This is a genomic window from Castellaniella sp. FW104-7C03 (assembly GCF_040276085.1).
Classification (GTDB): domain Bacteria; phylum Pseudomonadota; class Gammaproteobacteria; order Burkholderiales; family Burkholderiaceae_B; genus Castellaniella.
This window is the reverse complement of sequence record NZ_JBELOK010000004.1, coordinates 246,211-268,716: the sequence shown is the minus strand read 5'-3', so window position 1 is coordinate 268,716 and position 22,506 is coordinate 246,211. Positions and strand designations below refer to the sequence as shown.

Below are 22,506 nucleotides of genomic sequence, written 5' to 3'. Positions count from 1 at the left end.
AGAGGCGTGCATGGGCACTCGAAAAAATCGATCGTTGGGCTGGATCATGGTGGGGATGCTGGGCGGCGTATTGCTTACCCTGGGCATCACGGCAACCGCCCAAAAGGGCGAGCCCCTGCCATTAAAAAGCTTGCAGCAGTTTGCCAACGTCTATGGTGCCATCAAGTCCAGCTACGTAGAGCCGGTTGCCGATCAGGTATTGATGGATGACGCCATCAAGGGGCTTTTCTCTGATCTCGACCCCCACTCTGTGTATCTGGACGAAGAAGCCTACAAACAGATGCAGGATATCACCCGTGGTGGCTTTGGCGGGCTGGGCATCGAGATCGGTACCCAGGACGGCATGCCCAAGGTGATCGCGCCCATCGAAGACACACCAGCTGCCCGGGCCGGGATCCTCACGGGCGACCTCATCACCGAAATCGATGGCGAGCCCACCAAGGGCATGTCGCTTAATGATGCGGTCAAAAAAATGCGGGGCGAGCCCGGCACCCCGATCGTCCTGACGGTTCAGCGTGCGGGCAGCAACAAGCCGCTCAAGTTTCATATCGTGCGCGAAATGATCAAGACGCGCAGTGTGCGCGGCAAGATGCTGGCACACAATATTGCCTACGTGCGTATCAGCCAGTTCCAGGATCGCACCACATCCGATCTCGTAAAAATGCTGGCAAACTTTGGTAAAAAGCAGGCCCCCAAAGGCCTGGTGCTTGATCTCCGCAACGACCCGGGGGGTCTGCTGGATGGCGCTATTGGCGTTACCTCGGCCTTCATAGAACCCGGCAAGCTGGTGGTGTCTACCAAGGGCCGCATTCCCTCGTCCAACGAAGAGTTCTACGCCCGCCCGCTCAATGGCAGCCATGGTATGGATATCGGGGTGTCATTGCCCAGCTGGACACGCACCGTGCCCATGGTGGTGCTGGTTAACGTGGGTTCGGCCTCTGCCTCGGAGATCGTGGCTGGGGCCCTGCAGGATTACAAGCGGGCCCAGGTGGTGGGTAATCGCACCTTTGGCAAGGGCTCGGTGCAGTCGGTGCTGCAATTGGGCAAGGACACCGGTATCAAGCTCACCACAGCACGGTATTACACGCCCAGTGGCCGCTCCATCCAGAATACCGGGGTAACCCCCGACCACATCGTGGACGATAGCGCTGCAGGCAATCTGTTCCGCATGGAGCGGGAGGTCGACCTCCAGCACCATCTGGCTAATCAGGCGGCTAGCCAGGCGGCCAAGGCCGAAGACGAAGACAGCTTTGTCGAGGGTGAAATCAAGATGTTCGAGTTTGGCGGTGCCGACGACTGGCAATTGCAGCAGGCGCTCAATGCCTTGCAAGGCCGCCCGGTACTCAAGCTGGATCCTCTGCTGGCGAAGCAGCAGAAGGCCAAGGCTAAGGACACCAAAGACAGCACCTCCAGCACGCCTGTCACGGCACCACAACCCCAACAGGCGCCTGCTGAAAAAAAAACCCTGAATGACGGGCCCGAGACGCCGGTTCAGCGTTACCGGATTACACCGGATGGTTTGATCAGGCTTCCATGAGTGTTCTGGATGACACCCGCCTGATGCGTTATGCCCGGCACATCCTTCTGGATGAGCTGGGTATCGAAGGCCAGGAGCGTCTGCTGGCTGCGCGGGTCCTGATTGTTGGTGCCGGTGGGCTCGGCTCTCCTGCGGCGCTGTATCTGGCTGCAGCGGGCGTTGGCCGGATTGTGCTGGTGGATGACGATGTGGTCGAGCTCAGCAATCTGCAGCGCCAGATTCTGCATGACACCAGTGGCCTGGGGCGGCACAAGGCCCAGTCTGGCCGGGATGCCTTGCTGGCACTCAATCCGGATATCGAGGTGCAGGCCCTGGTTGAACGCCTGGATGATACGCGCCTCATTGCCCTGGCTGCCCAGGTTGATCTTGTTCTCGACTGCTGCGACAACTTTGCTACCCGGCACGCCATCAACCGCGCGTGCGTGGCCACCCGCACCCCCCTGGTGTCTGGCGCAGCCATCAAGTTTTCGGGGCAGGTCAGCGTTTACGATCTGCGCGATGAGGCCTCCCCGTGCTATCACTGCCTTTTCCCCGAGGCTGATGATCTCGAAGAACTTCGCTGTGCCACCACAGGTGTTCTGGGGCCCTTGCTGGGAATGGTAGGCAGTGTGCAGGCTGCGGAAGCCATCAAGCTGATCGCCGGCATGGGAGAGCCCCTGGTGGGGCGGTTGCTATCCGTGGATGCCTTGCGCATGCAATGGCACACCATCCGGTTTAAGCGCGACCCCGACTGCCTGGTATGTGCCCGGCGGCCGCCTGCAGAAGCAGGTTGCTCAGGCGATTGATGCGCACGTCCACATACTGATCGCGGCCATACTGCTGGCGCGCAAACGGGGTACCTGGATGGTACAGGTACACGGTTTTCATGCCCGCCTGACGGGCTGATCTCAGGTTGCGCAGAGTGTCTTCTACCAGGATGATGCGGTGGGCGGGTACCTGCAGCTGTGCAATGATCTGATGCATCAGGCCTGGCGACGGCTTGGGCCGGGCAAACCCCATGGGCATCATGTGGTCGATGGCCCACAGGCCGTCAAACTCTTGCAGGATACCCAAAGCCTTGAGTACGCGTCGCGCATAATGGGCAGGCGCATTGGTCAGCACGATACGCGTGCCCGGCAGCGCCCGCAGGCGTGCCCCGAGCCCGGTTTCTGCATGCACCAGTGGCCGGACGTCAAAATTGTGACAGCTTGCCAGAAACTGGTTCAGGTTCACGCCATGATGCCGGGCCAGCCCGATGGCCGTGGCCCCGTAGCGTTTCCAGTATCGGCGTCGCAGGATGTCGGCTTGGTCGGCAGGTACGCCCAGCGCCTGGGCCACTGCCGAGCTCATGCGCTGATCGATCATCCCGAAGATGCCTCGCGAGGCATCGTGCAGGGTGTTATCGAGATCGAACAGCCAGACTGGGGCGTTGGCGGGGATATGCCGCCCCCGCCGCAAGGGGCTGGGCGGCCGTAAGGGAGACATCAGTGAGAACTGATCATCGTGCCGACGCCGCGATCCGTGAGGATCTCGAGCAGCAGGCAGTGCGGGACGCGCCCGTCGATGATATGCACTGAATTGACGCCAAAACGCGCGGCGTCCAGGGCCGAGGCAATCTTGGGCAGCATCCCCCCCGACAAAGTACCATCTTCAAAGAGCGTATCGATGGTTTGCGCAGACAGGCTGCGCAACAGCTGGCCGCTTTTATCCAGCACCCCGGGGGTGTTGGTAAGCATCACCAGTTTTTCGGCGCCCAGTACTTCGGCCATTTTGCCAGCCACGACATCGGCGTTGATGTTGTAGGCCTGGCCGTCCTCGCCGTAGCCGATGGATGAAATGATGGGGATGAACTGATCGTCCTGCAGGGCCTTGACCACGGCAGGCTCGATGCGTTCGATGTCGCCCACAAAGCCGATATCCAGTACTTGACCAGGATTTTCGGGATCGGGCATCATCTTTTTGCGTGCCTGAATCAGGCAGCCGTCCTTGCCGGTAAGACCAACTGCCTTGCCGCCGGCCTCGTTGACCATCATGACAATGTCCTGCTGCACCTGGCCGCCCAGCACCCATTCGACGACTTCCATGGTTTCGGCGTCGGTGACCCGCATGCCCTGGATAAAGGTGCCTTCTTTGCCAATACGCTTGAGGGCGCTGTTGATCTGTGGCCCGCCACCGTGCACAACGACGGGGTTTAGACCCACCAGTTTCAGCAGAACGACGTCGTGGGCAAAGCTGCGCTGCAGTGCTTCGTCGGTCATGGCGTTGCCGCCGTATTTGATGACGACGGTTTTACCGTGAAAGCGCCGGATGTAAGGCAGGGCCTCGGAGAGAACTTCAGCCTTGAGAGAGGCTGATTGCACCGAAGAGGTGTCGGCAAGAGCGCTCATGAAGCCAGTGCCTTCTTGACGGTGGCCAGGAAGGTCTGCTCGTCGTAGTTGCCAAGGTACCTTTTGATGATGTTGCCCTGTTTGTCGATCAGGAAGGCCGTGGGCGTCAGGCGGACATCGCCAAATGCCTTGGCCAGCTTGCCTTGGGCATCAATAACCACCGGAAAGGGCAACTGACGGGTTTCGGCGTAGTTTTTGACGTAATTGGGGGGATCGTATTGCATGGCCACCCCAATGGTGTCAAAACCCTGGGCCTTAAGCTCTTGGTAGTGGCGGATGGTGTCGGGCATCTGGGCGATACAGGTGGTGCAGCTGGTGGCCCAGAATTTGACAAGCACAACCTTGCCACGGAGATCCTGGGTAGTGACCGCGTGACCCTGGAGGTCGGTGAACACGACATCGGGTGCCGTTTTGGCGACCCCTTGTTGCTGCCAAAGCAGGGCAGCGCCGCCAATGGCGATAACGGCCGCCAGACCGAGAACGAATTTTTTCATTGCACAGGCATGGGTTGTGCGCCTGAGCTGTCGCCAGCCGGGGACGGAGCAGGGGCGCTGGTAGTGCTGCTGTCTGTGACGGGGGCCGGCTTGCCTTGATCAGTGATCAGGCTCTCCCGTGAGACGATCTGGAACAATTTTACGACTTTGTTGACACCACTGATGCTGGAAGCCACTTTACTGGCAAGATCGCCCTCGGTGGCCGTGACTTTACCCATCAGGTAGACGATGCCGCGTTCGGTGGTGACCTTGATGGTGCGAAAGGGTACGTGCTCGGTGGTAACCAGCTGGCTTTTTACCTTGGAGGTGATCCAGGTGTCGTTGGTGCGCACACTGAGCGGGGTGAGGTCTCCGACGCGGATGTGGTCGTCGACCTTGCGCACCTTCTGGATGGTTTGTGCAATCTGGACGGCTTTTTGGCGGTCGGCTTCGGTGGGGACGTCTCCGACCAGCAGCAGGCGTCCGGCGTAGGCGGTTCCGGAGACGCGTGCTTTATCGCCAAAGGCCTGGGTCATTTCGTTGCTGACACGAAGCTCGATGGTCTGGTCGTCTACTTGCTCGCCCGCGGTGCGGCGGTCGGTGGCCACCACGGCGGTGGTGGCGGCAGTGCCCCCCACCACCAGCAGGCCGCAACCTGCCAGTGTGGACAAACAGGCAAACCCCAGCAGGCCACGGGCCAGGGGACGGGTGATGGACAGTCGGGTGAACGATGGCATCAGAGGGGGTCTCCTAGAAGTAAGGCGTCGATCCCGTCGCACAAGGCGTGCAGCAACAGGATATGGACTTCCTGGATGCGCATGGTGCGGTCGTGGGGCACGCAAAGATGGATGTCGGTTTCGTAGAGCAGGCTGTTGAGCTGCCCGCCGCCCTTGCCCGACAGGGCAATGATCTGCATCTCGCGGTCGTGGGCGGCCTCGATGGCGCGCAGCACATTGGCCGAGTTGCCGCTGGTGGACAACGCTACCAGTACGTCGCCGGGCTGGCCCAGTGCATTGACCTGGCGCTCGAAGATGGAGGCAAAGGAGTAATCGTTGCCTACCGCGGTAAGGATGGAGGTGTCGGTATTGAGCGCAATGCCTGCCAGGGGCAGGCGGTCGCGCTCGAAGCGGCCAACGAGTTCGGCGGCAAAGTGCTGGGCGTCGGCGGCCGAGCCGCCGTTACCGCAGGCCAGGATGCGGCCATTATTTGTGAGCGTGCCAAAAAGAAGCTCTACCCCGGCGGCCAGTGAGGGGGCGAGCTCGCGTGCGCTGGCCTTGAAGGTATCGACGGCATCATCAAAATGCGACGTCATGCGAGAGGTCATGTCCATATCGCTGATTATCGCATGAGCCCGCCGCTTCGGTGACGCCGGACGTAACAGTTCTTCAGGCTTCAAAGGCGTTGCGGATCCATTCGATCGTGTTGCCCTGCACGCCGATGACATCAAAGCGGCAAGGCGGGATATGGCCCTGAAAATGCAGCCGGCAGAGAGAGGGCAGAAACCACAGCGCCGTACGGATCAGCCGAGCCTGCTTGTCACGGTTTACACTGGCGGCGGCGCCACCGTGGCGATTGTCCTGGCGCATGCGCACCTCGATAAACACCAGAATCTGGCCGTCTTGTGCAATCAGATCGAGTTCGCCCAGCTTGCAGTGCAAATTGCGGGCAAGGACAAGCAGGCCGTGTGCTTGGAGATAATCGGCAGCCTGTGCTTCGGCCGCAAAACCGCGTGTCTGGGTGGGGGATTCCCGCATCGAAGGCGCTTTTACGGCGGACGGGCGGCGCTCGGCGGCACGCAAGGCACGCCGACGTTTTTTTCGGATCAGATCCTGTGCTGCCTGTGCGCGTGCATACGGGTCAATGAGCATGATGCGGTAGGTGCCGGTCGTGCAGGGGATAACAGTATGAGCGAGATCGTTGGTGCAGACGCGGTTGCGGCGACATGGAAACATCACGCCGAACAGGTGTCACAGCAGATGTGGCCTACGGCATGCCTGTATGTGGTGGCTACCCCCATCGGCAACCTGGCTGATCTCAGTTTGCGTGCCTGGGAAGCCCTGCGTCGCTGCGATGCGATCGCCGCAGAAGATACGCGTACCAGCCGCACCTTGCTGGATTCCTGGGGGATCAGCACGCCATTATTGGCTGCCCATAAGCACAACGAAGCTGAGGCGGCCGAGACCATTTTGGCCCGGTTGGCAGAAGGTGCGCGTATCGCGCTTATTTCGGATGCAGGCGCACCGGCCATCAGTGATCCGGGCACCCGGATCGTCAAGCGGGTGCGTGCAGCGGGTTTTCGTGTCGTCCCGCTGCCTGGCCCCAGTGCCGTCATTGCCGCCTTGATGGCCAGTGGTGCCGGGCTGGACGATGAGCCGGGATTTGTCTTTGCCGGGTTTTTGCCCAGCAAAGCCCAGGCGCGTGGCAAATTTCTGGCGCGTTGGCTGGATTCACCCATGCCGGTAGTGTTCTTTGAGACACCTCATCGGCTCAAGGCTGCCCTGGCTGATCTCCAGGCCTTGGCAGGTGATACGCGCGAAATCACCATCGCACGTGAGCTCTCCAAGCGCTTCGAGGAAATCGACACGGTTTCTTTGGGCGATGTGCAGGGCTGGCTGGCGCAGGATCCGCACCGCAGTCAGGGCGAATTTGTGCTGGTGCTGCATCCAGCACCAGCAACAGCGCCTGACACCGAAGAACTCTCGGCAGATCAGCAAAAGCTGATGCGGGCACTGCTGGCGGAGTTATCCGTGCGCGATGCGGCACGTATTGCCGCAACGGTTACCGGGCTTGCCCGCGACCGTCTGTATGCCTGGGCCTTGCGTCAGAGCCCCTGATCGAGTGCCACCACTGGATTCAGCTCTGTGGACAAGGACAGGGTGGCCGCCGCCTGATGCGCCTGATCCCGGCTGGGAAACGGGCCCATCCGTACTTTGTAGAGCGGGGCTTCGTAGCCCACCACCGCCTGGCCCAGCACAGAAACGTCCGTGATTTGGGTATTTACCCGTTGGGCCAGCGCCTGGGCGTTGTCTTCGGATGAAAAAGCACCAAATTGCAGGTAGATCTTGCCGCCCAGCGGGCTGCTGTCAGCCATGGTGGGTGCGGCGGACACCGCGCGTGGCGGGGGCACCTGTTGCACAGAGGGCTCTGGCGCCAGAGTAATGGCACTGGCTTGTGCGGTATCGCTTGTGGAAGCGGAAGCGGTTTGGGTTGTCGTGGCCCAGGGATAACGGCCGGCCAGGATATCGGCATTGGTGATGGCCTGCACGGTTACCCGGCCGCTTCCGGGGCCGATCAAGCCCAGTTTGGCGGCAGCCACATAAGAGAGGTCGATGATGCGTCCGGGGTGAAATGGCCCGCGATCGTTGATGCGGACAATGACGGAACGACCGTTTTCCTGGCTGGTAACACGGGCGTAACTGGGTATTGGCAAGGTGGGATGTGCCGCCGTCATGGCGTACATATCGTAGGTTTCACCGTTGGCTGTCTTGGCACCATGAAATTTACGGCCATACCAGGAGGCGATACCCGACTGCCGATAGGCCTGGTTTTCACCGATAGGCCGGTATTCCACGCCAAAGACTTCGTAGGGCCGAAAATTTGCCGGGGCGTGTTTTTCAATGCGGGGTACGGCGTTGGGAATCGAGGCAATATCGGCCGGGATGTCGGTTCCCGGGCCGTCGTCTTTGTAGTAGCCTCCCGATCGCGATGCACAACCGGCCAGTACCAGCAGCGTCAGGCACAGCAGCGCCAGCAACAGGCGTTGGGCAAGGCATGATGCGGGCCAGGCGGGTAAAACGGCAAAGCGGGGCAGACCAATGGGGCGTGAGCTCATGGGGTGGGCGTATGTAGCACAGGGTTGCGGTGACGCACCAGCAACGGGGAGTGATCGGCAAAGCGGCGCGCCAGTTGTTCGGTGACATACACCGAGCGGTGCTGCCCACCGGTACAGCCGATGGCTACCGTGAGGTAGTTGCGGGTGTCCTGCATGTACAAGGGCAGCCACTTACGTATGAAGTTGCTGATGTCTTCGATCATGGAATCCACGCTGCCAAACTGGGACAACCAGGCGGCCACGGCATCGTCGCGCCCTGTGAGAGGGCGCAGCAAGGGGTCGTAGTGTGGGTTGGGCAGGCAGCGCACATCAAACACCAGGTCGGCGTCGTGGGGTACGCCGCGCTTGTAGGCAAAGGATTCGAAAGTGAGAATGACCGACGAACGGCCAACCTGCACCAGGTCTCGCACCCAGCTGCGCAGCTGCCCGGGGGTAAGGTCGGACGTGTCGATCACGTGTTCCTGGTTGCGCAGGGGGGCCAGGAGCTCGCGTTCGCGGCTGATGCAGTCTTGCAAGGAGGCATTGATGCCTTCTTTTTGCAGGCGATCAGTGAGCGGGTGACGGCGCCGGGATTCTGAATAGCGCTGCATCAGGGTGTGGTCGTCGGCATCCAGAAAAATCACGTGCAGTGCAATGCCCATTGCCCGCAGACTGGTAAGAATGCCGGGCAGGTCGTCGAGATCGCCCGGCGTGCGTACATCGATGGAGACGGCCACGCGTTCGAGGCCCGTATCCTGGGTGCTGGCGATGAAGTCGTGCAGAAATCGCGCCGGGAGGTTGTCGACGCAGGTATAGCCGGTGTCCTCGAGCACACGCAGAGCGACAGATTTTCCTGAGCCCGAGATGCCGGTGATGAGGACAATATTCAGCACGGACGCTTCTCCTGAGTGCTCTCCATGATGGCCAATGCCTGGCGCTCGATGAAGTCGCCCATGGTGTCGATGCCGCGCAGTGTCAGGATGGTGTTGCGTACAGCAGCCTCGACCAGCACGGCCAGGTTGCGGCCGGCTGCCACCTGCAGCATGACGCGCCGGATCGGAATGCCCAGGATATCCTGGTATTCGTCCTGCATGGGCAGGCGCTCGAAGTGGTCAGGCGTCATGCGCACCAGATGCACAATCAACTTGATTTTCATTTTTCGGCGTACCGAGGTTTCGCCAAAAATGGTGCGGATGTCCAGCAGGCCCAGACCGCGAACCTCAAGCAGATTTTGCAGCAACGAGGGACATTGGCCCTCGACAAAATTGGGCGCGGTGCGCGAGAGCTCGACCGCGTCGTCGGCCACCAGCCCGTGGCCGCGGGAGATAAGCTCGAGCGCCAGCTCGCTTTTGCCCAGGCCGGATTCTCCGGTAATCAGGACGCCCAGCCCTAGTACGTCCATGAACACACCATGCACGGTGGTTTTTGGGGCCGTACGCTTGCCCAGGTAGACGCGCAGCAGATCAATGAGATGCGCAGCGTCTGTGGGAGTTTTGACCAGCGGGATGGCATGTTCCTGGCAAAACGTGTGGAGATCCTCGGGAACCTCGACGTTGCCGGCCAGAACAATGGCGGGTACGCCGCCGGCCACCAGATCGTCGAGGTGATGCAGACGCCTTTTGGCATCCAGCCGCTGATAGTACGAGATCTCTTCGGCGCCAAAAACCTGAATGCGTCCCGGGTGGATCAGGTTGAGGTGGCCGATGAGATCGGCAGCGGATTCGCGGGTATCCGGGATGGTGTGATCGGTGGCAGCATCTTGACCTGCCAACCAGGTGAAGCTGATTTTCTCAGCGTTGTCACGAATCAGCTCTTGGATGGTCAGCATATTCGGTGGGCCGGGCAAGTGAGCCGTTGAGGATCAACTGGTGGATTTCTTCGGGGCTTTCAGAGTGCGTCAGGGTATGACGGATCTGCGTGTCGGAAAGCAGCCGGGCGATACCGGCCAGAAGATCGAGGTGGGTTTGGGTGGCTGCTTCGGGCATCAACAGAAAAAACAGCAGCCGGGCGGTACGCCCGTCGTTGGCGTCGAAGCGGATGGGCTCTGAGAGACGGATGAACGCGGCATGGGGTTCGCGGAGGTCTTTCAGACGGCCATGCGGAATGGCAACATCGTGGCCCAGGGCGGTAGAGCCCAGCCTTTCACGCGCCAGCAGGCTGTGAAAAACAGACATGCGGGCAACACCCTGGTTGTTTTCAAACAGCAGGCCGGCGTGCTCGAAGGCGCGTTTTTTGCTGGTGGCCGCCAGATCCAGGACGATATTGCCGGGTGGCAGGATACGGGAGCTGAGGTTCATGACAACATTATAGGGGCGCAAACAGCAACATGGCCTCGAAGCAGTGCAGCGAGGCCATGAGTGAGGCTGGCCAGGCTAGGCCAGTGCGGGCAAGTGCTTACTCAGCGAGGATCTCTTGCCGCTTTGGTGGTTCATGCGTGTAGGTTTGAGCCTTGGATTTGTACTTGATGACCTGCCGGTCTATCTTGTCGATGAGGAGATCGATGGCGGCGTACAGATTGTCATCCGAGGCTTCGCAGTGCAAGTCTTTGCCACGCAGGCGCATGGTGATTTCTGCGGTGTGCTTGAGCGGCTCGATGGAGAGCATGACCTGGGTATCGATAACCTGATCGAAATGCCGCAGGACGCGGGCTGTCTTGGTGTGAACGTATTCACGGATTGCGGGGGTGATTTCCAGATGACGGCCGGTGATTGTCAGGCTCATAGTGCAGACTCCTTACGGAAAAAACAGGGGTGGTTCTGGGTGAACCGGGATTTACGTAGTTAAGGCTCCTTGTGATAAGTGGGTGGATGGGTCCAGTGTACCGGGTGCGACCGATACAGCAAGGGGGGTGAAAAAGGGTAAGATAGTTGGATTGGCTGATCATTTGATGGGCTAATCAGTTGACTGGCTACATCCGGAAGTTCTTGCCCAGATACACTTGGCGCACGGCTTCGTTATCAACGATTTCTGCCGGATGACCGCTGGTAAGTACCTTGCCTTCGCTGATGATGTAGGCACGGTCGCAGATGCCCAGGGTTTCGCGCACGTTGTGGTCGGTAATCAGCACCCCGATATTGCGTCCCCGCAAAAACTGCACGATGCGCTGGATTTCGATCACGGCGATGGGGTCGACCCCGGCAAAGGGCTCGTCCAGCAAGATAAACCGTGGGTGGGTAGCCAGTGCCCGGGCAATCTCGACGCGTCGGCGCTCCCCCCCCGAAAGCGACAATGCCATGTTGCGCCGGATGTGCTCGATTTGCAGCTCATCGATAAGCGATTCGAGGCGCTCTTCAAGCTGGTGAGCCGACAAACTATGGCCGTGTTCGTCGCGTTGCAGCTCAAGCACCGCACGGATGTTTTGTTCGACCGTCAGGCGGCGAAACACAGACGCATCTTGTGGCAGATACGACAGCCCCAGGCGCGCCCTCTGGTGCATGGGGACACCCGTGACATCGTGCTGATCGATGATGATGCGCCCGGTATCGGCTGGAATCAGCCCCACAATCATGTAAAAGCTGGTGGTTTTGCCGGCGCCATTAGGCCCCAGCAATCCCACTACTTCGCCGCTGTCGACCGACAGCGAGACATCTTGCACCACCGTCCGGCGGCCAAAGGTTTTGCCCAGGCCAATGGCCTGCAGGCTGCCGCTGTCGCGGGTGCTATCAGAAGAGCTGGAAGAACCGGTGGAAGTGGTGGGCATGGGTGACTGCTTATGAACGCTTTGCACGGCACTTGGCAATGGCTTGATCAATTTTGGATTGCGGTTGTGCCAGAGAGCGGACACGCCCTCCTGCGGCGGCGGAGTTTTTGCCGCCAAAGGCTTCGTAGGTGCCGGATTTATCGTGGTAAACAATCCGGGCACCACGCACGCTGTCAAAGGTCTCTCCGCAGATCTGGCGAATAACGGTGGCTTGGCCTGTGAGTGTGATGTCGCCCGACTGACCCACGTAATCGGCCTGTTGGCCGGTGCCGATGAGGACTTCTGATTTTTCGGGATTTTCTTGCCGGACATTAACCAGTTTGCCGGGGGCTGCTGTGGCCGTACCAAACTGGTTGCCATCTTTGTCTTCGTGAGTGACCAGTTTGTCGGCGCGCAATGTCATGGCGCCGCGGGTTAGTACCACGTTGCCGGTAAATGTACTGGTTTTAGTGACATCATCGTAGTGCAGGGTGTCCGACAAAATGATTGTGTCGGGTTCTGGAGCAGGGGTTTGGGCAGCAGGCGCCGCCACAGCACTGGCGGCGAGGCAGGTGGCCAACGAAGCCGCCAGCAGGGCGTGGGACAGTTTGTTCATGGTGTTGGAGCCTTTTTTGGTCCGGCATTTTGTGCAGCTTGGTCTTCGCCGGAAATCTTGACGTCGCTGGCGGCCTTGACCGTCAACTGGCGGGTGCGATTATCGTAGCGCATCCCCTGGCCGCGCAGGGTCGAGCGGCCATTGATCACCAGCGCCGGGCGGTCGGTGTGCACCAGATCCAGGTTGGGCTGGATGATCAGTTGGTCGCTGTGTACTTCGAGCAGTTGGTTGTTGGCGTCTGGCAGGCGCTTGACCACTGCGTGGCCATTTAGCACAATGCGGTCGCCGTGCTGGTCGAGTGTCCCCATATCGGCCGTCCCTATCGTGGTGGGGGCGTCTTGCTGGTGGCCCACGGCTCGCGGCAGGGTGATGTCATAACTGTCCGTGTCGGGATAGTGCTGCATCGCATCACCTTCGAGACGGTTGATCGCAAAGCCCTGGGGGCTGGTGCGGATCATGACAAAGTGGTTGGCCCAGGAATCGCGCTCGTGGGTAAGCCGCCGTGGAGGATCTACCTGGATGGAATTGATCGCGTAATCGGACGCCCACCAGGTACCCAACACCAGCAGGACCAGCAAAAATGCTGCAACCAGACCAGGCAAGCGGTCTTTCATTGGATTGCGCCGCCCAGTGTGGACAGCGACGCAGTAAAGCAGGCGCCCAGCCGGCCCTGAGCAGCCAGGATGAGGTCGCAGCATTCGCGCACCGCGCCATGCCCGCCGGCTTGTCCGGACACCCAGTGGGCGGCCTGGCCGATGTAAAAGGGCGCGTTGGGTACGCTGACGGCAAATCCCACGCGCTGGAGCACGGGGAGGTCGATGATGTCATCGCCCATGTATCCCACGGCGTCCAGGCTCAGCCCGGATTCTTGTGCGAGGGTCTCGACTGTACCGATCTTGTCGCGGACACCTTGCAGCACGGGCGAGATGCCCAGCTCGGCTGCCCGCCGGGCAGTAATGGCACTTTTGCGCCCGCTCACCCATGCCACCCGAATGCCGTGTTCGCGCAGCAGGCGCAGGCCATGTCCGTCGAGGGCATTGAATGGCTTTACTGCCTCGCCGTGTTCGCTATACCAGAGGCTGCCGTCGGTGAGTACGCCGTCGACATCGAACACCATGAGCCGCACCGCCTTGGCGCGCTCACGCACTTCGGGGCTGATGCGCGCCAGGATTTGTGCTTCGGTGGGATGAGAGAAACCGGGGAGTTCGTGCATCAGATAACCTTTGCGGCCAGAAGATCGTGCATGTGCAGGGCTCCCAATAATAGACCGTCGGTGTCAAGCACCAGCATCTGGTTGAGTTTGTTGGCGTCCATGATGGTGGCCGCTTCGATGGCAGGTGCCCGGGCGTCGATGGCCCGGGGGTGCAGGCTCATGCCTGCGGACACGGGCAATGCCCGGATATCGCCGTGCTGGGCAATCATGCGGCGCAAATCGCCGTCGGTGAAAATCCCCACTGGATGATGCGCCGGATCGACCACGATGGTCATGCCCATGCCCTTGGAAGACATCTCTGTGAGCGCATCGGGAATCAGGGTGTTGGGGCTGACGCAGGGCAGTGCCGCGCCGCTGCGCATGATGTCGGATACCGAAGTAAGCAAGCGCCGCCCCAGGGCACCGCCCGGATGCGAGCGGGCGAAATCCTCCTGGTTGAAGCCGCGGGCCTCAAGGCAGGCCACCGCAATGGCGTCTCCCAGGACCAAAGCCGCTGTGGTGCTGGCTGTGGGTGCCAGGTTAAGCGGACAGGCTTCTTGTGCGACCGCTGCATCCAGTGCGATGTCGGCATTGTGGGCGAGTTCGGAATCGGGATGGCCTGTGATGGCGATGATGCGCGTGCCCATCCGCTTGGCCACCGAGATAATGGTGATGAGCTCTTGTGCCGAACCCGAGTACGAGATGGCAAGCAGGATATCCTGGCCTGTCAGCATCCCGAGATCGCCATGGATGGCTTCGGCTGCGTGCATGAAAAACGCGGGGGTACCGGTGGACGCCAGAGTGGCCGCAATTTTGCGGGCAATATGGCCGGATTTGCCAATGCCGGTAACCACGACACGCCCGGAGCAGGCCAAAATGGCCTGTACGGTGTTGTCGAACGAGGCGTCGATGCGCCCTTGCAAGGCCTGCAGCGCCTGGATTTCGGTAGTGAAGGTGCGCGAGGCACTGAGGCGAAGCGCCTGAGGTGTCATCTGCGGTAGAGTATGCATCAGGCGATTTTACTGTGCCTGGCGGCTATTCGTCTGCACTAGACGATGGGATACTGCCAGAGGGCGCTTTGGCACCCGGCGGGGGGTCAAAAAACCGATTGGTTCAGGCCCCGCTCTGTGGGCTACACTGTGCCCGCCCAGATTTTTTCCACAGGATGATGTCATGCAAACTGATCCGGCCCAGTACATCCGCGACACGATCCGCACCGTACCCGACTGGCCCAAGCCCGGCGTGCAGTTTCGCGATATTACCCCTGTACTGCAAGACCCCCGATCTTTCCGGGTACTGATCGACCTTTTTGTATATCGCTATATGCGCCAGCGCCTGGATCTCGTGGCAGGGATCGATGCGCGTGGCTTTATTGTCGGGTCGGTGCTGGCCTACGAGCTTAACCTTGGGTTTGTGCCGGTGCGCAAGCAGGGCAAGTTGCCGTTTCGCACGGTGGCCGAGCAATACGCACTGGAATACGGCAATGCCACCGTAGAGATGCACACCGATTCTGTGCGCCCGGGCCAGCGGGTACTGCTGATTGATGATCTCATCGCCACAGGCGGCACCATGATGGCTGCCACGCGGCTGTTGCAGCGCCTCGGGGCCAATGTGGCCGAGGCAGCCGCCATTATCGATTTGCCCGATTTAGGCGGCTCCAAGGCAGTTAAAGACTCTGGGTTGCCGGTATATACGGTGTGCGAATTCGAAACCGGCCCAGAGAACTGATCGCCGCCAGACCTTACACCAGCACCCGCTCGATTCCTCCGGTATTGGCTGCTTTAACGTAATCCGGCATCCAGTTTTCGCCCAGCAGGTGCTTGGCCATTTCTACCACGATGTAGTCGGCAGACAGGCCCGTGTCTTGTTCGTAGCGTGCCAGCCCTTGCAGGCACGAGGGGCAGGACGTCACCATCTTCACCTCGCCTTCAAAGCCGTCGGCACGGATGGCTGCCGTATTTTTGGCCAGCTCTTCCTGTTTGCGAAACCGGATCTGGGTCGAGATATCGGGCCGCGATACGGCCAACGTGCCGGATTCGCCACAGCAGCGATCCGTCTTGATGGCGTTTGATTCTCCCAGCAGCGATTTCACGGTTTTCATGGGATCTTGCTGCTTCATGGGGGTGTGACAGGGGTCGTGGTAGATGTAGCGCACGCCCTCGACCCCCGCGATATCCACGCCTTTTTCAAGCAGGTATTCGTGGATGTCGATCAGCCGGCAACCCGGAAAAATCTTTTCAAATTCGTAGCGCTCCAGCTGGTCGTAGCAGGTACCACAGCTCACCACCACGGTTTTGATGTCCAGGTAGTTCAGGGTGGTGGCCATGCGATGAAACAGCACCCGGTTGTCCGTCACCATCTGTGCTTCCTTGTCCACCAGGCCGTTGCCGCGTTGCGGGTAGCCGCAGCACAGGTAGCCCGGGGGCAGCACCGTTTGTACATTGACATGCCACAGCATGGCCTGGGTAGCCAGGCCAACCTGTGAAAACAGACGCTCCGAGCCGCAGCCCGGGAAATAAAACACCGCTTCGCTGTCAGACGCCGTGGTGGCAGGATTGCGGATGATCGGCACGATGTTGGGATCTTCGATATCCAGCAATTTGCGGGCGGTCTGTTTCGGCAGACCGCCAGGCATTTTTTTGTTGATGAAGTGGATCACCTGCTCGCGCACCGGTGCCTTGCCCACGGTGGCGGGTGGCTGACGGGTTTGCTTTTTGGCGATAGGTGCCAGAAGATCGTGAGCCAGGCGCTGGGCCTTGTAGCCCAGATCGATCATGGCTGTGCGTGTTGCCTTGATCACCCGGGGATCTTTGGCATTGAGGAAAAACATCGAGGCCGCCGTGCCCGGGTTAAACGATTTTTGTCCCATGCGACGCAGCAGTGCACGCATCTCCATCGAGACATCGCCAAAATCAATATCCACAGGGCAGGGGTTGTAGCACTTGTGGCATAGGGTGCAGTGATCGCCCACGTCCTCGAATTCTTCCCAGTGCCGCAGGCTGACACCGCGTCGGGTTTGTTCTTCGTAGAGAAAAGCTTCGATCAGCAGGGAGGTGGCCAGGATCTTGTTGCGAGGCGAATACAGCAAATTGGCCCGGGGCACGTGGGTAGCACACACCGGCTTGCATTTTCCGCAGCGCAGGCAATCCTTGATGGCGTTGGAAATTGCGCCAATTTCGCTGCGCTGCATGATCAGGGACTCATAACCCAGCAAATTGAAGCTGGGTGTCCAGGCTCGGGAAAGATCCGCCCCCGGCATCAGCTTACCGGCATTGAAGTGACCATCGGGATCAACCGTTTGCTTGTACTGCTGAAATGGCGCCAGTTCTTCGTCGCTCAGGAATTCAAACTTGGTCAGCCCGATCCCGTGCTCGCCGGAGATCACGCCATCCAGGCTGCGGGCAATCTGCATGATACGGGCCACCGCTGCATTGGCTTCGCGCAGCATGTCGTAATCGTCAGAGTTGACCGGGATATTGGTGTGCACGTTGCCGTCGCCGGCGTGCATGTGCAAGGCCACAAACACGCGGCTTTTAAGAATCTGGTCGTGAGTGGCTTGCAGCCCGGCCAGCACGGCCGCGCACTCGGCCCCGGCAAACAGCCGCTCCAGCGGGGTGCGAATGTCGGTTTTCCAGGAAATTCTCAGGCTGTGATCCTGCACGATATCAATCATGCGGGTATCGGGCTGTGCAGCCAGGCGGGCCTGCAGGGCGGGGATTTGTGCGATCAGGCCCAGCGCATCCAGCGTCTCGGCATGGTCAACCAGACGGGCATCCAGGTTCTCCAGAATCCATGTCCAGCACCGGCGCACCTGCTCCAGTACATCCAGTGCCTCCTGACGCCTGGCGGACAGCACCACATCGCGGGTATGGGTCGCGTCGTCGATGTCCTCGGATTTCCCCAGCGGCAGATCGCCTTGCAGGTAGGTGTCCAGCGCGTCGATCAGACGCAGCTTGTTGCGGGTGGATAGCTCGATATTGATGCGTTCGATGGCGTCCGTGTATTCGCCCATCCGCGCCAGCGGGATCACAACGTCTTCGTTGATCTTGAACGCATTGGTGTGGCGCGAGATGGCCGCGGTGCGGGCGCGGTCGAGCCAGAATTTTTTGCGGGATTCGGGGCTGACGGCAATAAATCCCTCGCCCTCGCGCGAGTTGGCAATACGGACGACTTCGCTGGCTGCGCGTGCCACGGTCTGCTCATCATCGCCGACAATATCGCCAATCAAAACCATCTTGGGCAGGGTGCCTCGCCGGCTTTTGGTGGCATAGCCCACGGCGCGCAGATAGCGCTCGTCCAGATGTTCCAAACCCGCCAGCAAGGCGCCCTGGGCGCGGCCTTCGGTGTCCAGATAGTGTTTCACCTCGACAATCGAGGGGACAGCGTCGCGCGCCTGGCCAAAGAATTCCATGCACACGGTGCGCGTGTGGCTCGGCATCCGGTGCAAAATCCAACGTGCTCCTGTGATCAGGCCGTCACAGCCTTCTTTTTGCACGCCTGGCAGCCCGGCCAAAAATTTATCTGTGACGTCCTTCCCCAGCCCTGCCTTACGAAAACGTCGCCCTTCGATCGTGAGCATGTCGGATTTAAGCAAGGTATGGCCAGGGGCCTGGCGGCCGTCAAACCATTTAAGCTCGAACCGGGCCTGCTCGACCTCGTGGATTTTGCCCAGATTGTGATCCAGCCGGGTGACTTCCAGCCAGTTGCCTTGTGGGTCGACCATGCGCCACCAGGCAAGGTTGTCCAGTGCCGTGCCCCAAAGCACCGCTTTTTTGCCACCGGCATTCATGGCGACATTGCCGCCCACGCACGAAGCATCTGCCGAGGTGGGATCCACGGCAAACACCTGGCCGGCGGCCTCGGCGGCCTCGGCCACCCGGCGTGTCACCACACCGGCGCCCGTCAGGATGGTATGAACCGGCTCTTCGACGCCTGGCAGGTGCGTGATTTCCACCGTGCCGATGGCATCCAGTTTCTCGGTGTTGATCACGGCCGAGCGCCAGCTTAGGGGGATGGCGCCACCTGTGTAGCCGGTGCCACCGCCACGCGGCACGATGGTCAGGCCAAGCTCGATACAGGCCCGTACCAGGCCGGCAATTTCGTCCTCGGTGTCGGGCATCAGCACCACAAACGGATATTCAACCCGCCAGTCGGTGGCGTCCGTCACGTGGGACACCCGCGACAGGCCATCAAAGCGGATGTTGTCGGCTGCTGTCAGGCGTGACAGCAGCTTGCGGGCACGGCGCCGCATGTGTTCGACTTCAATAAAGCTGTCTTCAAAAGACTGCACGGCCAGGCGGGCGGCATCCAGCAATTGCTGGACTTGCCCGTCCCGCGTGCCGTGGTCGTCATTGCGGCGTTTGTCGATCTCGTCCAGACGATGCCTGAGCGCCTCTACCAGCTGGTGGCGGCGCTTCGGGTTGTCCAGGAGATCATCCTGCAGATAAGGATTGCGCTGTACCACCCAGATATCGCCCAGCACTTCAAACAGCATCCGTGCAGAGCGCCCGGTGCGTCGCTCTGTGCGCAGGTTGGACAAGAGCTGCCACGCCGGAGCGCCCAGCAGCCGGCAGACGATTTCTCGATCAGACCAGGAGGTGTAGTTGTAGGGGATTTCGCGCAGGCGTGGCGGCTGAGCAGGTGCAAGCAATGCAGCAGGAGTGGGGGCGTTCATGCGATCTTGAGTAGGGCGGGTTAAGTACCCCTGCTGTGGCCAGGGGTATCGCCCTAGTGTAAAGGCAAAGTGCTGCTGCACGCGCAGGAATGACGGCTGTCACCCCTGCGTGTTGTTCTTTGTCAGCTGCCCGCCTTGTCGTGCATGTTCGGGAAGAACAAATCCTTCCAGCTGTCGGGCTTCTTCTGGATGAACTTGATGCTGTACATGAAATCCACAAATTTCATGACGTTCTTGGGTGTTGTGGTGAATTCAACGTCCGGTGATTTCAGGATATCCAGATAGAACTCGACCGGTTCTTTTTGCTTGGTGACATCCACATACAGCTGGGCAGCGGCCCTTGGGTCTTTGTTGATGAAGTCGATCGCCTGGTTGAAGGCTTCAACAAAGGCCTTGTATGTCTTGGGGTTTTGATCCGCAAATTTCTGGGTGGCCCAGACGATGTTGAAGGTGTGCGGGCCGCCCGTGACGTCGTAAGAGTTCAGCACCATATGCACCCGGGGATCTTTCAGCTCGATGTACTGATAGGGAGGTGAGGTGAAGTGGCTGTTGATCTCGCTGCTGCCCGATAGCAATGCGGCCATGCCGTCCGGGTGTGACTGGGTAACCGTCAGTGCGTCCAGCTTGTTTTGTTGCCCTTTGCCAAATGTTTGCTCGGCGGCCATTTGCAGAGTGATGGCCTGGATGGAAACCTTTACGGCCGGCAACGCGATGCGATCTTTTTCGGTGAAGTCTTTTAAGGTTTTGACATTGGGGTTACGCGTAGTGAGCATCAACGGCATGGCATTCATGGCCGTGACGCCCTTGACGTTCATATTGCCTTTTGTCTTGGCCCACAAGGTGACAAACGGCCCGACACCTCCCGAAGCAAAATGCAGGTCACCCGACAAGATGGCGTCGTTCATGACGTTGCCGCCCGCAAATCGGGCCCAGTTCACCTCTACGTCGCCCAAGCCCTCTTTTTTGGCCTGTTTTTTGAGCAATTGTTGGTCTTTCATGACGAGCAGTGGCAGATAGCTGATGCCGTACTGCTGAGCGATATTGATGGTTTTGACTTCGGCGAGCGAAACTGAACAGGCAGTTGACAAAATCAGGCCGCCGACAATGGCAGGCACTAGCTTCCGAGTGAATTGCATGGTTTGTCTCCTAATAATTATGTCTATTGATACGAGGTCCTGCGAAAAGAGATACGAGCTTCATGGGAGAAGTTTCGTATGGTGGTTAAAAAAATTTGCCCTTTTATAAATCTTTGCTGAGCTGAAAATTAAATCAATTATAAATAAGCCAGCAGCTGAAAAGATATTCTGCGATTCATCATTAAAAATATGATTTACAGAAATTTTTCTTGAATTGTTGGTTTATAAATAGAATCATGTATTGATAAAAAACATGATTTATGAGGAAAATGATATGTCCTTGCGACATATCCCTGTCATCTCCGGTATCCAGGAAATCATAGGTGCGCACTTTCTGTGTGTCAATTGGTGATTTTGCGACGACAGTTTGCTTTGCCCCGTCTTATCCTGTTGTGGCGCCTTGTGTGCCCAGATAGCTAAAGAAAAATTTTTGAATTAGCCAAAAATTACTCGCTTTTCTTTTTCTTTCATAAGCCGAAGAATAAATAAAACAAAGCCACCTGATCGAAAAAAGACCAGGCCCCGTATGGTGTCGTAATGGAGTCCAAGCCTTGAATGCCAGTCATTTACGCGCAAAAGTCTGGCGCGGTACTGAAAACGGTGATTTTGTCACCTATGACGTGCCACGCAACGAAAGCCAGACCGTGCTTGATGTAGTTACCTATATTCAACGTCATCTGGATAGCACGCTGTCCTACCGATTTTCCTGTCGGGTCGGCATGTGCGGCTCCTGCGCCATGAATGTCAATGGCATCGCACGCTGGACCTGTCGCACCCATGTGTCCAAGGTCTTGAAAGGCGATGTACTGGAAATTGCCCCCTTGTCCAATTTGCCAGTCATCAAAGATCTTGCAACCGACATGAAGGTCTTTTTTGACAAGTGGGCGCGCGCCATGGGCCAGTTTCATGGGTCAAAAACGCGGCATGATGAGTTTGCGCTGGTGGATCCAGCCTCAAAAGAACGCGTGGCTGCTGCAGATGGCACTGAGTGCATTGGTTGTGGCGTGTGCTATTCCTCATGCGATGTCGTCACCTGGCTACCGGATTTTCTGGGGCCGGCCGCCCTGAACCGTTCCTGGACCTTGATGAATGATGTCCGTGACGTCAAGCATGCGGAGCGCCTGGAAGTGGTGGCGGGCGACGCTGGATGCCATTCCTGTCATACGCAGGGTTCTTGCACGGAGCGCTGTCCCAAGCATATTGCACCCAGCTTCAGTATTGCCGGGCTCAAGCAGCTGACCGTCACAGAAGCGATCTGGGGCAAGAAGTCATGAGCAACCGTGCCACTTTGCAGACCCGGTTCTGGTATTGGCAGCACGTCAGCGCTGCCGTGCTGACACTATGTATCGTGGTGCATATCGGTGTCATTTTCTATGCCATGCGGGGGGGGCTGACAGGCTCAGAGATCCTCGAGCGCACGCGTGGTAACTGGGTGTTTGGCACTTTTTATGCGGTGTTTGTGCTGGCCTGTGCAGTGCATGTTTTTGGCGGCCTGCGCAATGTGGCTCAAGAGTGGTTTGCCATGGGCCGCACGGGCGCTTTGCTTTTTGCCAGGCTGTTCAGTGCAGCCATCCTGGTTTTGGGCCTTGTGGCCGTTTACGCGGTGACAACATCATGAAACGTGTCAATGACTTTCGTGCCCGCAACCACCCGTCGTACTGGGCGTTCCTGGTGCATCGGGTGTCGGGCTTGTTGCTGGTCATTTTTCTGCCGATTCACTTTCTGGCGCTTAGTCTGGCGCTTAAGGGTGACGCGGCGCTGAATGGCTTTATCAGCTTCACCGATACCCCGCTTTTCAAGGTGGGTGAGCTGGGCCTGGTGGTGTTGCTGACCCTGCATCTGGTGGGTGGCGTTCGTCTGTTGCTGATTGATTTCCGCCCCGTGCGTCCTCCAGGGCTGCTGAAGCACTGGATATATGGCGGCGTGGCGATGGGCCTGGCTGCTGGTGCGGCGTTCGTCGTCACCCTGAATTTCTGATCATTCATCATTATTGCGCCGCAGTGGCGCGCAGAGGAAACCCCC

At 59.2% G+C, this 22,506-nt stretch carries 25 protein-coding genes; 7 read left to right on the top strand and 18 right to left on the bottom strand.

Translation table 11 applies throughout. The features are described 5' to 3' along the window. Window positions 1-10: 10 nt before the first annotated feature. Window positions 11-1,537: a S41 family peptidase gene (locus ABS758_RS06810; protein WP_350381798.1), complete on the top strand. Its 1,527-nt coding sequence runs from the start codon at window positions 11-13 to the stop codon at window positions 1,535-1,537. Between the two features lie 5 nt (window positions 1,538-1,542). Then, window positions 1,543-2,322 carry a HesA/MoeB/ThiF family protein gene (locus ABS758_RS06805; protein WP_350382021.1) on the top strand — a complete coding sequence of 260 codons (780 nt, stop codon included), beginning with the start codon at window positions 1,543-1,545 and terminating at the stop codon, window positions 2,320-2,322. Here ABS758_RS06805 and ABS758_RS06800 read toward each other — a convergent pair. From ABS758_RS06800 to ABS758_RS06775, 6 genes are read right to left on the bottom strand one after another with little or no spacing between them, the layout of a single operon-like run. Further along, window positions 2,252-3,001 carry a pyrimidine 5'-nucleotidase gene (locus ABS758_RS06800; RefSeq protein WP_350381799.1) on the bottom strand — a complete coding sequence of 250 codons (750 nt, stop codon included), beginning with the start codon at window positions 2,999-3,001 and terminating at the stop codon, window positions 2,252-2,254. The genes ABS758_RS06805 and ABS758_RS06800 overlap by 71 nt on opposite strands. Next, a complete protein-coding gene (gene argB / locus ABS758_RS06795; RefSeq protein WP_350381800.1) occupies window positions 3,001-3,903 on the bottom strand; it encodes an acetylglutamate kinase in 903 nt (300 codons plus the stop codon). The genes ABS758_RS06800 and argB overlap by 1 nt, the downstream gene beginning before the upstream one ends. Further along, complete coding sequence (locus ABS758_RS06790) at window positions 3,900-4,397, bottom strand: peroxiredoxin family protein (RefSeq protein ID WP_350381801.1); 498 nt, start codon at window positions 4,395-4,397, stop codon at window positions 3,900-3,902. Before ABS758_RS06790 ends, argB begins: the two co-directional genes overlap by 4 nt. Next, the gene (locus ABS758_RS06785; protein ID WP_350381802.1) at window positions 4,394-5,113 is read right to left on the bottom strand and encodes a BON domain-containing protein; all 720 of its coding nucleotides are present in this window, start codon (window positions 5,111-5,113) and stop codon (window positions 4,394-4,396) included. Before ABS758_RS06785 ends, ABS758_RS06790 begins: the two co-directional genes overlap by 4 nt. Next, window positions 5,113-5,706, bottom strand: a complete 594-nt coding sequence (locus ABS758_RS06780) for a phosphoheptose isomerase (RefSeq protein ID WP_350381803.1) — start codon at window positions 5,704-5,706, stop codon at window positions 5,113-5,115. The genes ABS758_RS06785 and ABS758_RS06780 overlap by 1 nt, the downstream gene beginning before the upstream one ends. A 55-nt stretch (window positions 5,707-5,761) precedes the next feature. Then, window positions 5,762-6,244: a YraN family protein gene (locus tag ABS758_RS06775; RefSeq protein ID WP_350381804.1), complete on the bottom strand. Its 483-nt coding sequence runs from the start codon at window positions 6,242-6,244 to the stop codon at window positions 5,762-5,764. A 36-nt stretch (window positions 6,245-6,280) separates the two neighbouring features. Here ABS758_RS06775 and rsmI point away from each other — a divergent pair, with 36 nt between their 5' ends. Beyond that, window positions 6,281-7,210: a 16S rRNA (cytidine(1402)-2'-O)-methyltransferase gene (rsmI, locus tag ABS758_RS06770; protein ID WP_350381805.1), complete on the top strand. Its 930-nt coding sequence runs from the start codon at window positions 6,281-6,283 to the stop codon at window positions 7,208-7,210. Here the strand turns inward: rsmI and ABS758_RS06765 are convergent. From ABS758_RS06765 to ABS758_RS06720, 10 genes are all read right to left on the bottom strand, one after another. Further along, window positions 7,198-8,208, bottom strand: coding sequence for a septal ring lytic transglycosylase RlpA family protein (locus ABS758_RS06765; RefSeq protein WP_350381806.1), 1,011 nt, complete (start codon window positions 8,206-8,208; stop codon window positions 7,198-7,200). The two genes, rsmI and ABS758_RS06765, sit on opposite strands and share 13 nt — an antisense overlap. After that, on the bottom strand, window positions 8,205-9,080 hold the full coding sequence (rapZ, locus tag ABS758_RS06760) for an RNase adapter RapZ (RefSeq protein ID WP_350381807.1): 876 nt from the start codon (window positions 9,078-9,080) through the stop codon (window positions 8,205-8,207). Before rapZ ends, ABS758_RS06765 begins: the two co-directional genes overlap by 4 nt. Beyond that, entirely contained in the window at window positions 9,074-10,015 is a 942-nt protein-coding gene (hprK, locus tag ABS758_RS06755; RefSeq protein WP_350381808.1) for an HPr(Ser) kinase/phosphatase, read from the bottom strand. The genes rapZ and hprK overlap by 7 nt, the downstream gene beginning before the upstream one ends. Further along, window positions 9,987-10,484 carry a PTS sugar transporter subunit IIA gene (locus ABS758_RS06750; protein WP_350381809.1) on the bottom strand — a complete coding sequence of 166 codons (498 nt, stop codon included), beginning with the start codon at window positions 10,482-10,484 and terminating at the stop codon, window positions 9,987-9,989. The genes hprK and ABS758_RS06750 overlap by 29 nt, the downstream gene beginning before the upstream one ends. Before the next feature lie 97 nt (window positions 10,485-10,581). Then, window positions 10,582-10,908, bottom strand: a complete 327-nt coding sequence (hpf, locus tag ABS758_RS06745) for a ribosome hibernation-promoting factor, HPF/YfiA family (protein WP_350381810.1) — start codon at window positions 10,906-10,908, stop codon at window positions 10,582-10,584. A gap of 187 nt (window positions 10,909-11,095) precedes the next feature. Next, window positions 11,096-11,887: an LPS export ABC transporter ATP-binding protein gene (lptB, locus tag ABS758_RS06740; protein ID WP_350381811.1), complete on the bottom strand. Its 792-nt coding sequence runs from the start codon at window positions 11,885-11,887 to the stop codon at window positions 11,096-11,098. Between the two features lie 10 nt (window positions 11,888-11,897). Beyond that, a complete protein-coding gene (gene lptA / locus ABS758_RS06735) occupies window positions 11,898-12,482 on the bottom strand; it encodes a lipopolysaccharide transport periplasmic protein LptA (protein WP_350381812.1) in 585 nt (194 codons plus the stop codon). Further along, complete coding sequence (lptC, locus tag ABS758_RS06730) at window positions 12,479-13,096, bottom strand: LPS export ABC transporter periplasmic protein LptC (protein WP_350381813.1); 618 nt, start codon at window positions 13,094-13,096, stop codon at window positions 12,479-12,481. Before lptC ends, lptA begins: the two co-directional genes overlap by 4 nt. Continuing rightward, window positions 13,093-13,695 (bottom strand): KdsC family phosphatase, encoded by a 603-nt coding sequence (locus ABS758_RS06725; RefSeq protein WP_350381814.1) that lies wholly within the window; start codon window positions 13,693-13,695, stop codon window positions 13,093-13,095. The genes lptC and ABS758_RS06725 overlap by 4 nt, the downstream gene beginning before the upstream one ends. After that, entirely contained in the window at window positions 13,695-14,684 is a 990-nt protein-coding gene (locus ABS758_RS06720; protein ID WP_350381815.1) for a KpsF/GutQ family sugar-phosphate isomerase, read from the bottom strand. The genes ABS758_RS06725 and ABS758_RS06720 overlap by 1 nt, the downstream gene beginning before the upstream one ends. A gap of 163 nt (window positions 14,685-14,847) precedes the next feature. Here ABS758_RS06720 and ABS758_RS06715 point away from each other — a divergent pair, with 163 nt between their 5' ends. After that, window positions 14,848-15,402: an adenine phosphoribosyltransferase gene (locus tag ABS758_RS06715; RefSeq protein WP_350381816.1), complete on the top strand. Its 555-nt coding sequence runs from the start codon at window positions 14,848-14,850 to the stop codon at window positions 15,400-15,402. 13 nt (window positions 15,403-15,415) lie between these two features. On the opposite strand, the gene ABS758_RS06710 is transcribed toward ABS758_RS06715, so the two are convergent. Next, window positions 15,416-19,348, bottom strand: a complete 3,933-nt coding sequence (locus ABS758_RS06710) for a DUF3683 domain-containing protein (protein ID WP_350381817.1) — start codon at window positions 19,346-19,348, stop codon at window positions 15,416-15,418. Window positions 19,349-19,470: 122 nt separating this feature from the next. Beyond that, complete coding sequence (locus ABS758_RS06705; RefSeq protein WP_350381818.1) at window positions 19,471-20,484, bottom strand: ABC transporter substrate-binding protein; 1,014 nt, start codon at window positions 20,482-20,484, stop codon at window positions 19,471-19,473. Between the two features lie 551 nt (window positions 20,485-21,035). On the opposite strand from ABS758_RS06705, the gene ABS758_RS06700 reads away from it, so the two are divergent. Genes ABS758_RS06700 through sdhC form a run of 3 tightly spaced genes read left to right on the top strand, consistent with a single transcriptional unit; the run spans window position 21,036 to window position 22,461 of the window. Beyond that, complete coding sequence (locus ABS758_RS06700; protein ID WP_350381819.1) at window positions 21,036-21,758, top strand: succinate dehydrogenase/fumarate reductase iron-sulfur subunit; 723 nt, start codon at window positions 21,036-21,038, stop codon at window positions 21,756-21,758. Beyond that, entirely contained in the window at window positions 21,755-22,102 is a 348-nt protein-coding gene (locus tag ABS758_RS06695; protein ID WP_350381820.1) for a succinate dehydrogenase, read from the top strand. The genes ABS758_RS06700 and ABS758_RS06695 overlap by 4 nt, the downstream gene beginning before the upstream one ends. Further along, the gene (gene sdhC / locus ABS758_RS06690) at window positions 22,099-22,461 is read left to right on the top strand and encodes a succinate dehydrogenase, cytochrome b556 subunit (RefSeq protein ID WP_350381821.1); all 363 of its coding nucleotides are present in this window, start codon (window positions 22,099-22,101) and stop codon (window positions 22,459-22,461) included. The genes ABS758_RS06695 and sdhC overlap by 4 nt, the downstream gene beginning before the upstream one ends. Window positions 22,462-22,506: the final 45 nt, after the last annotated feature.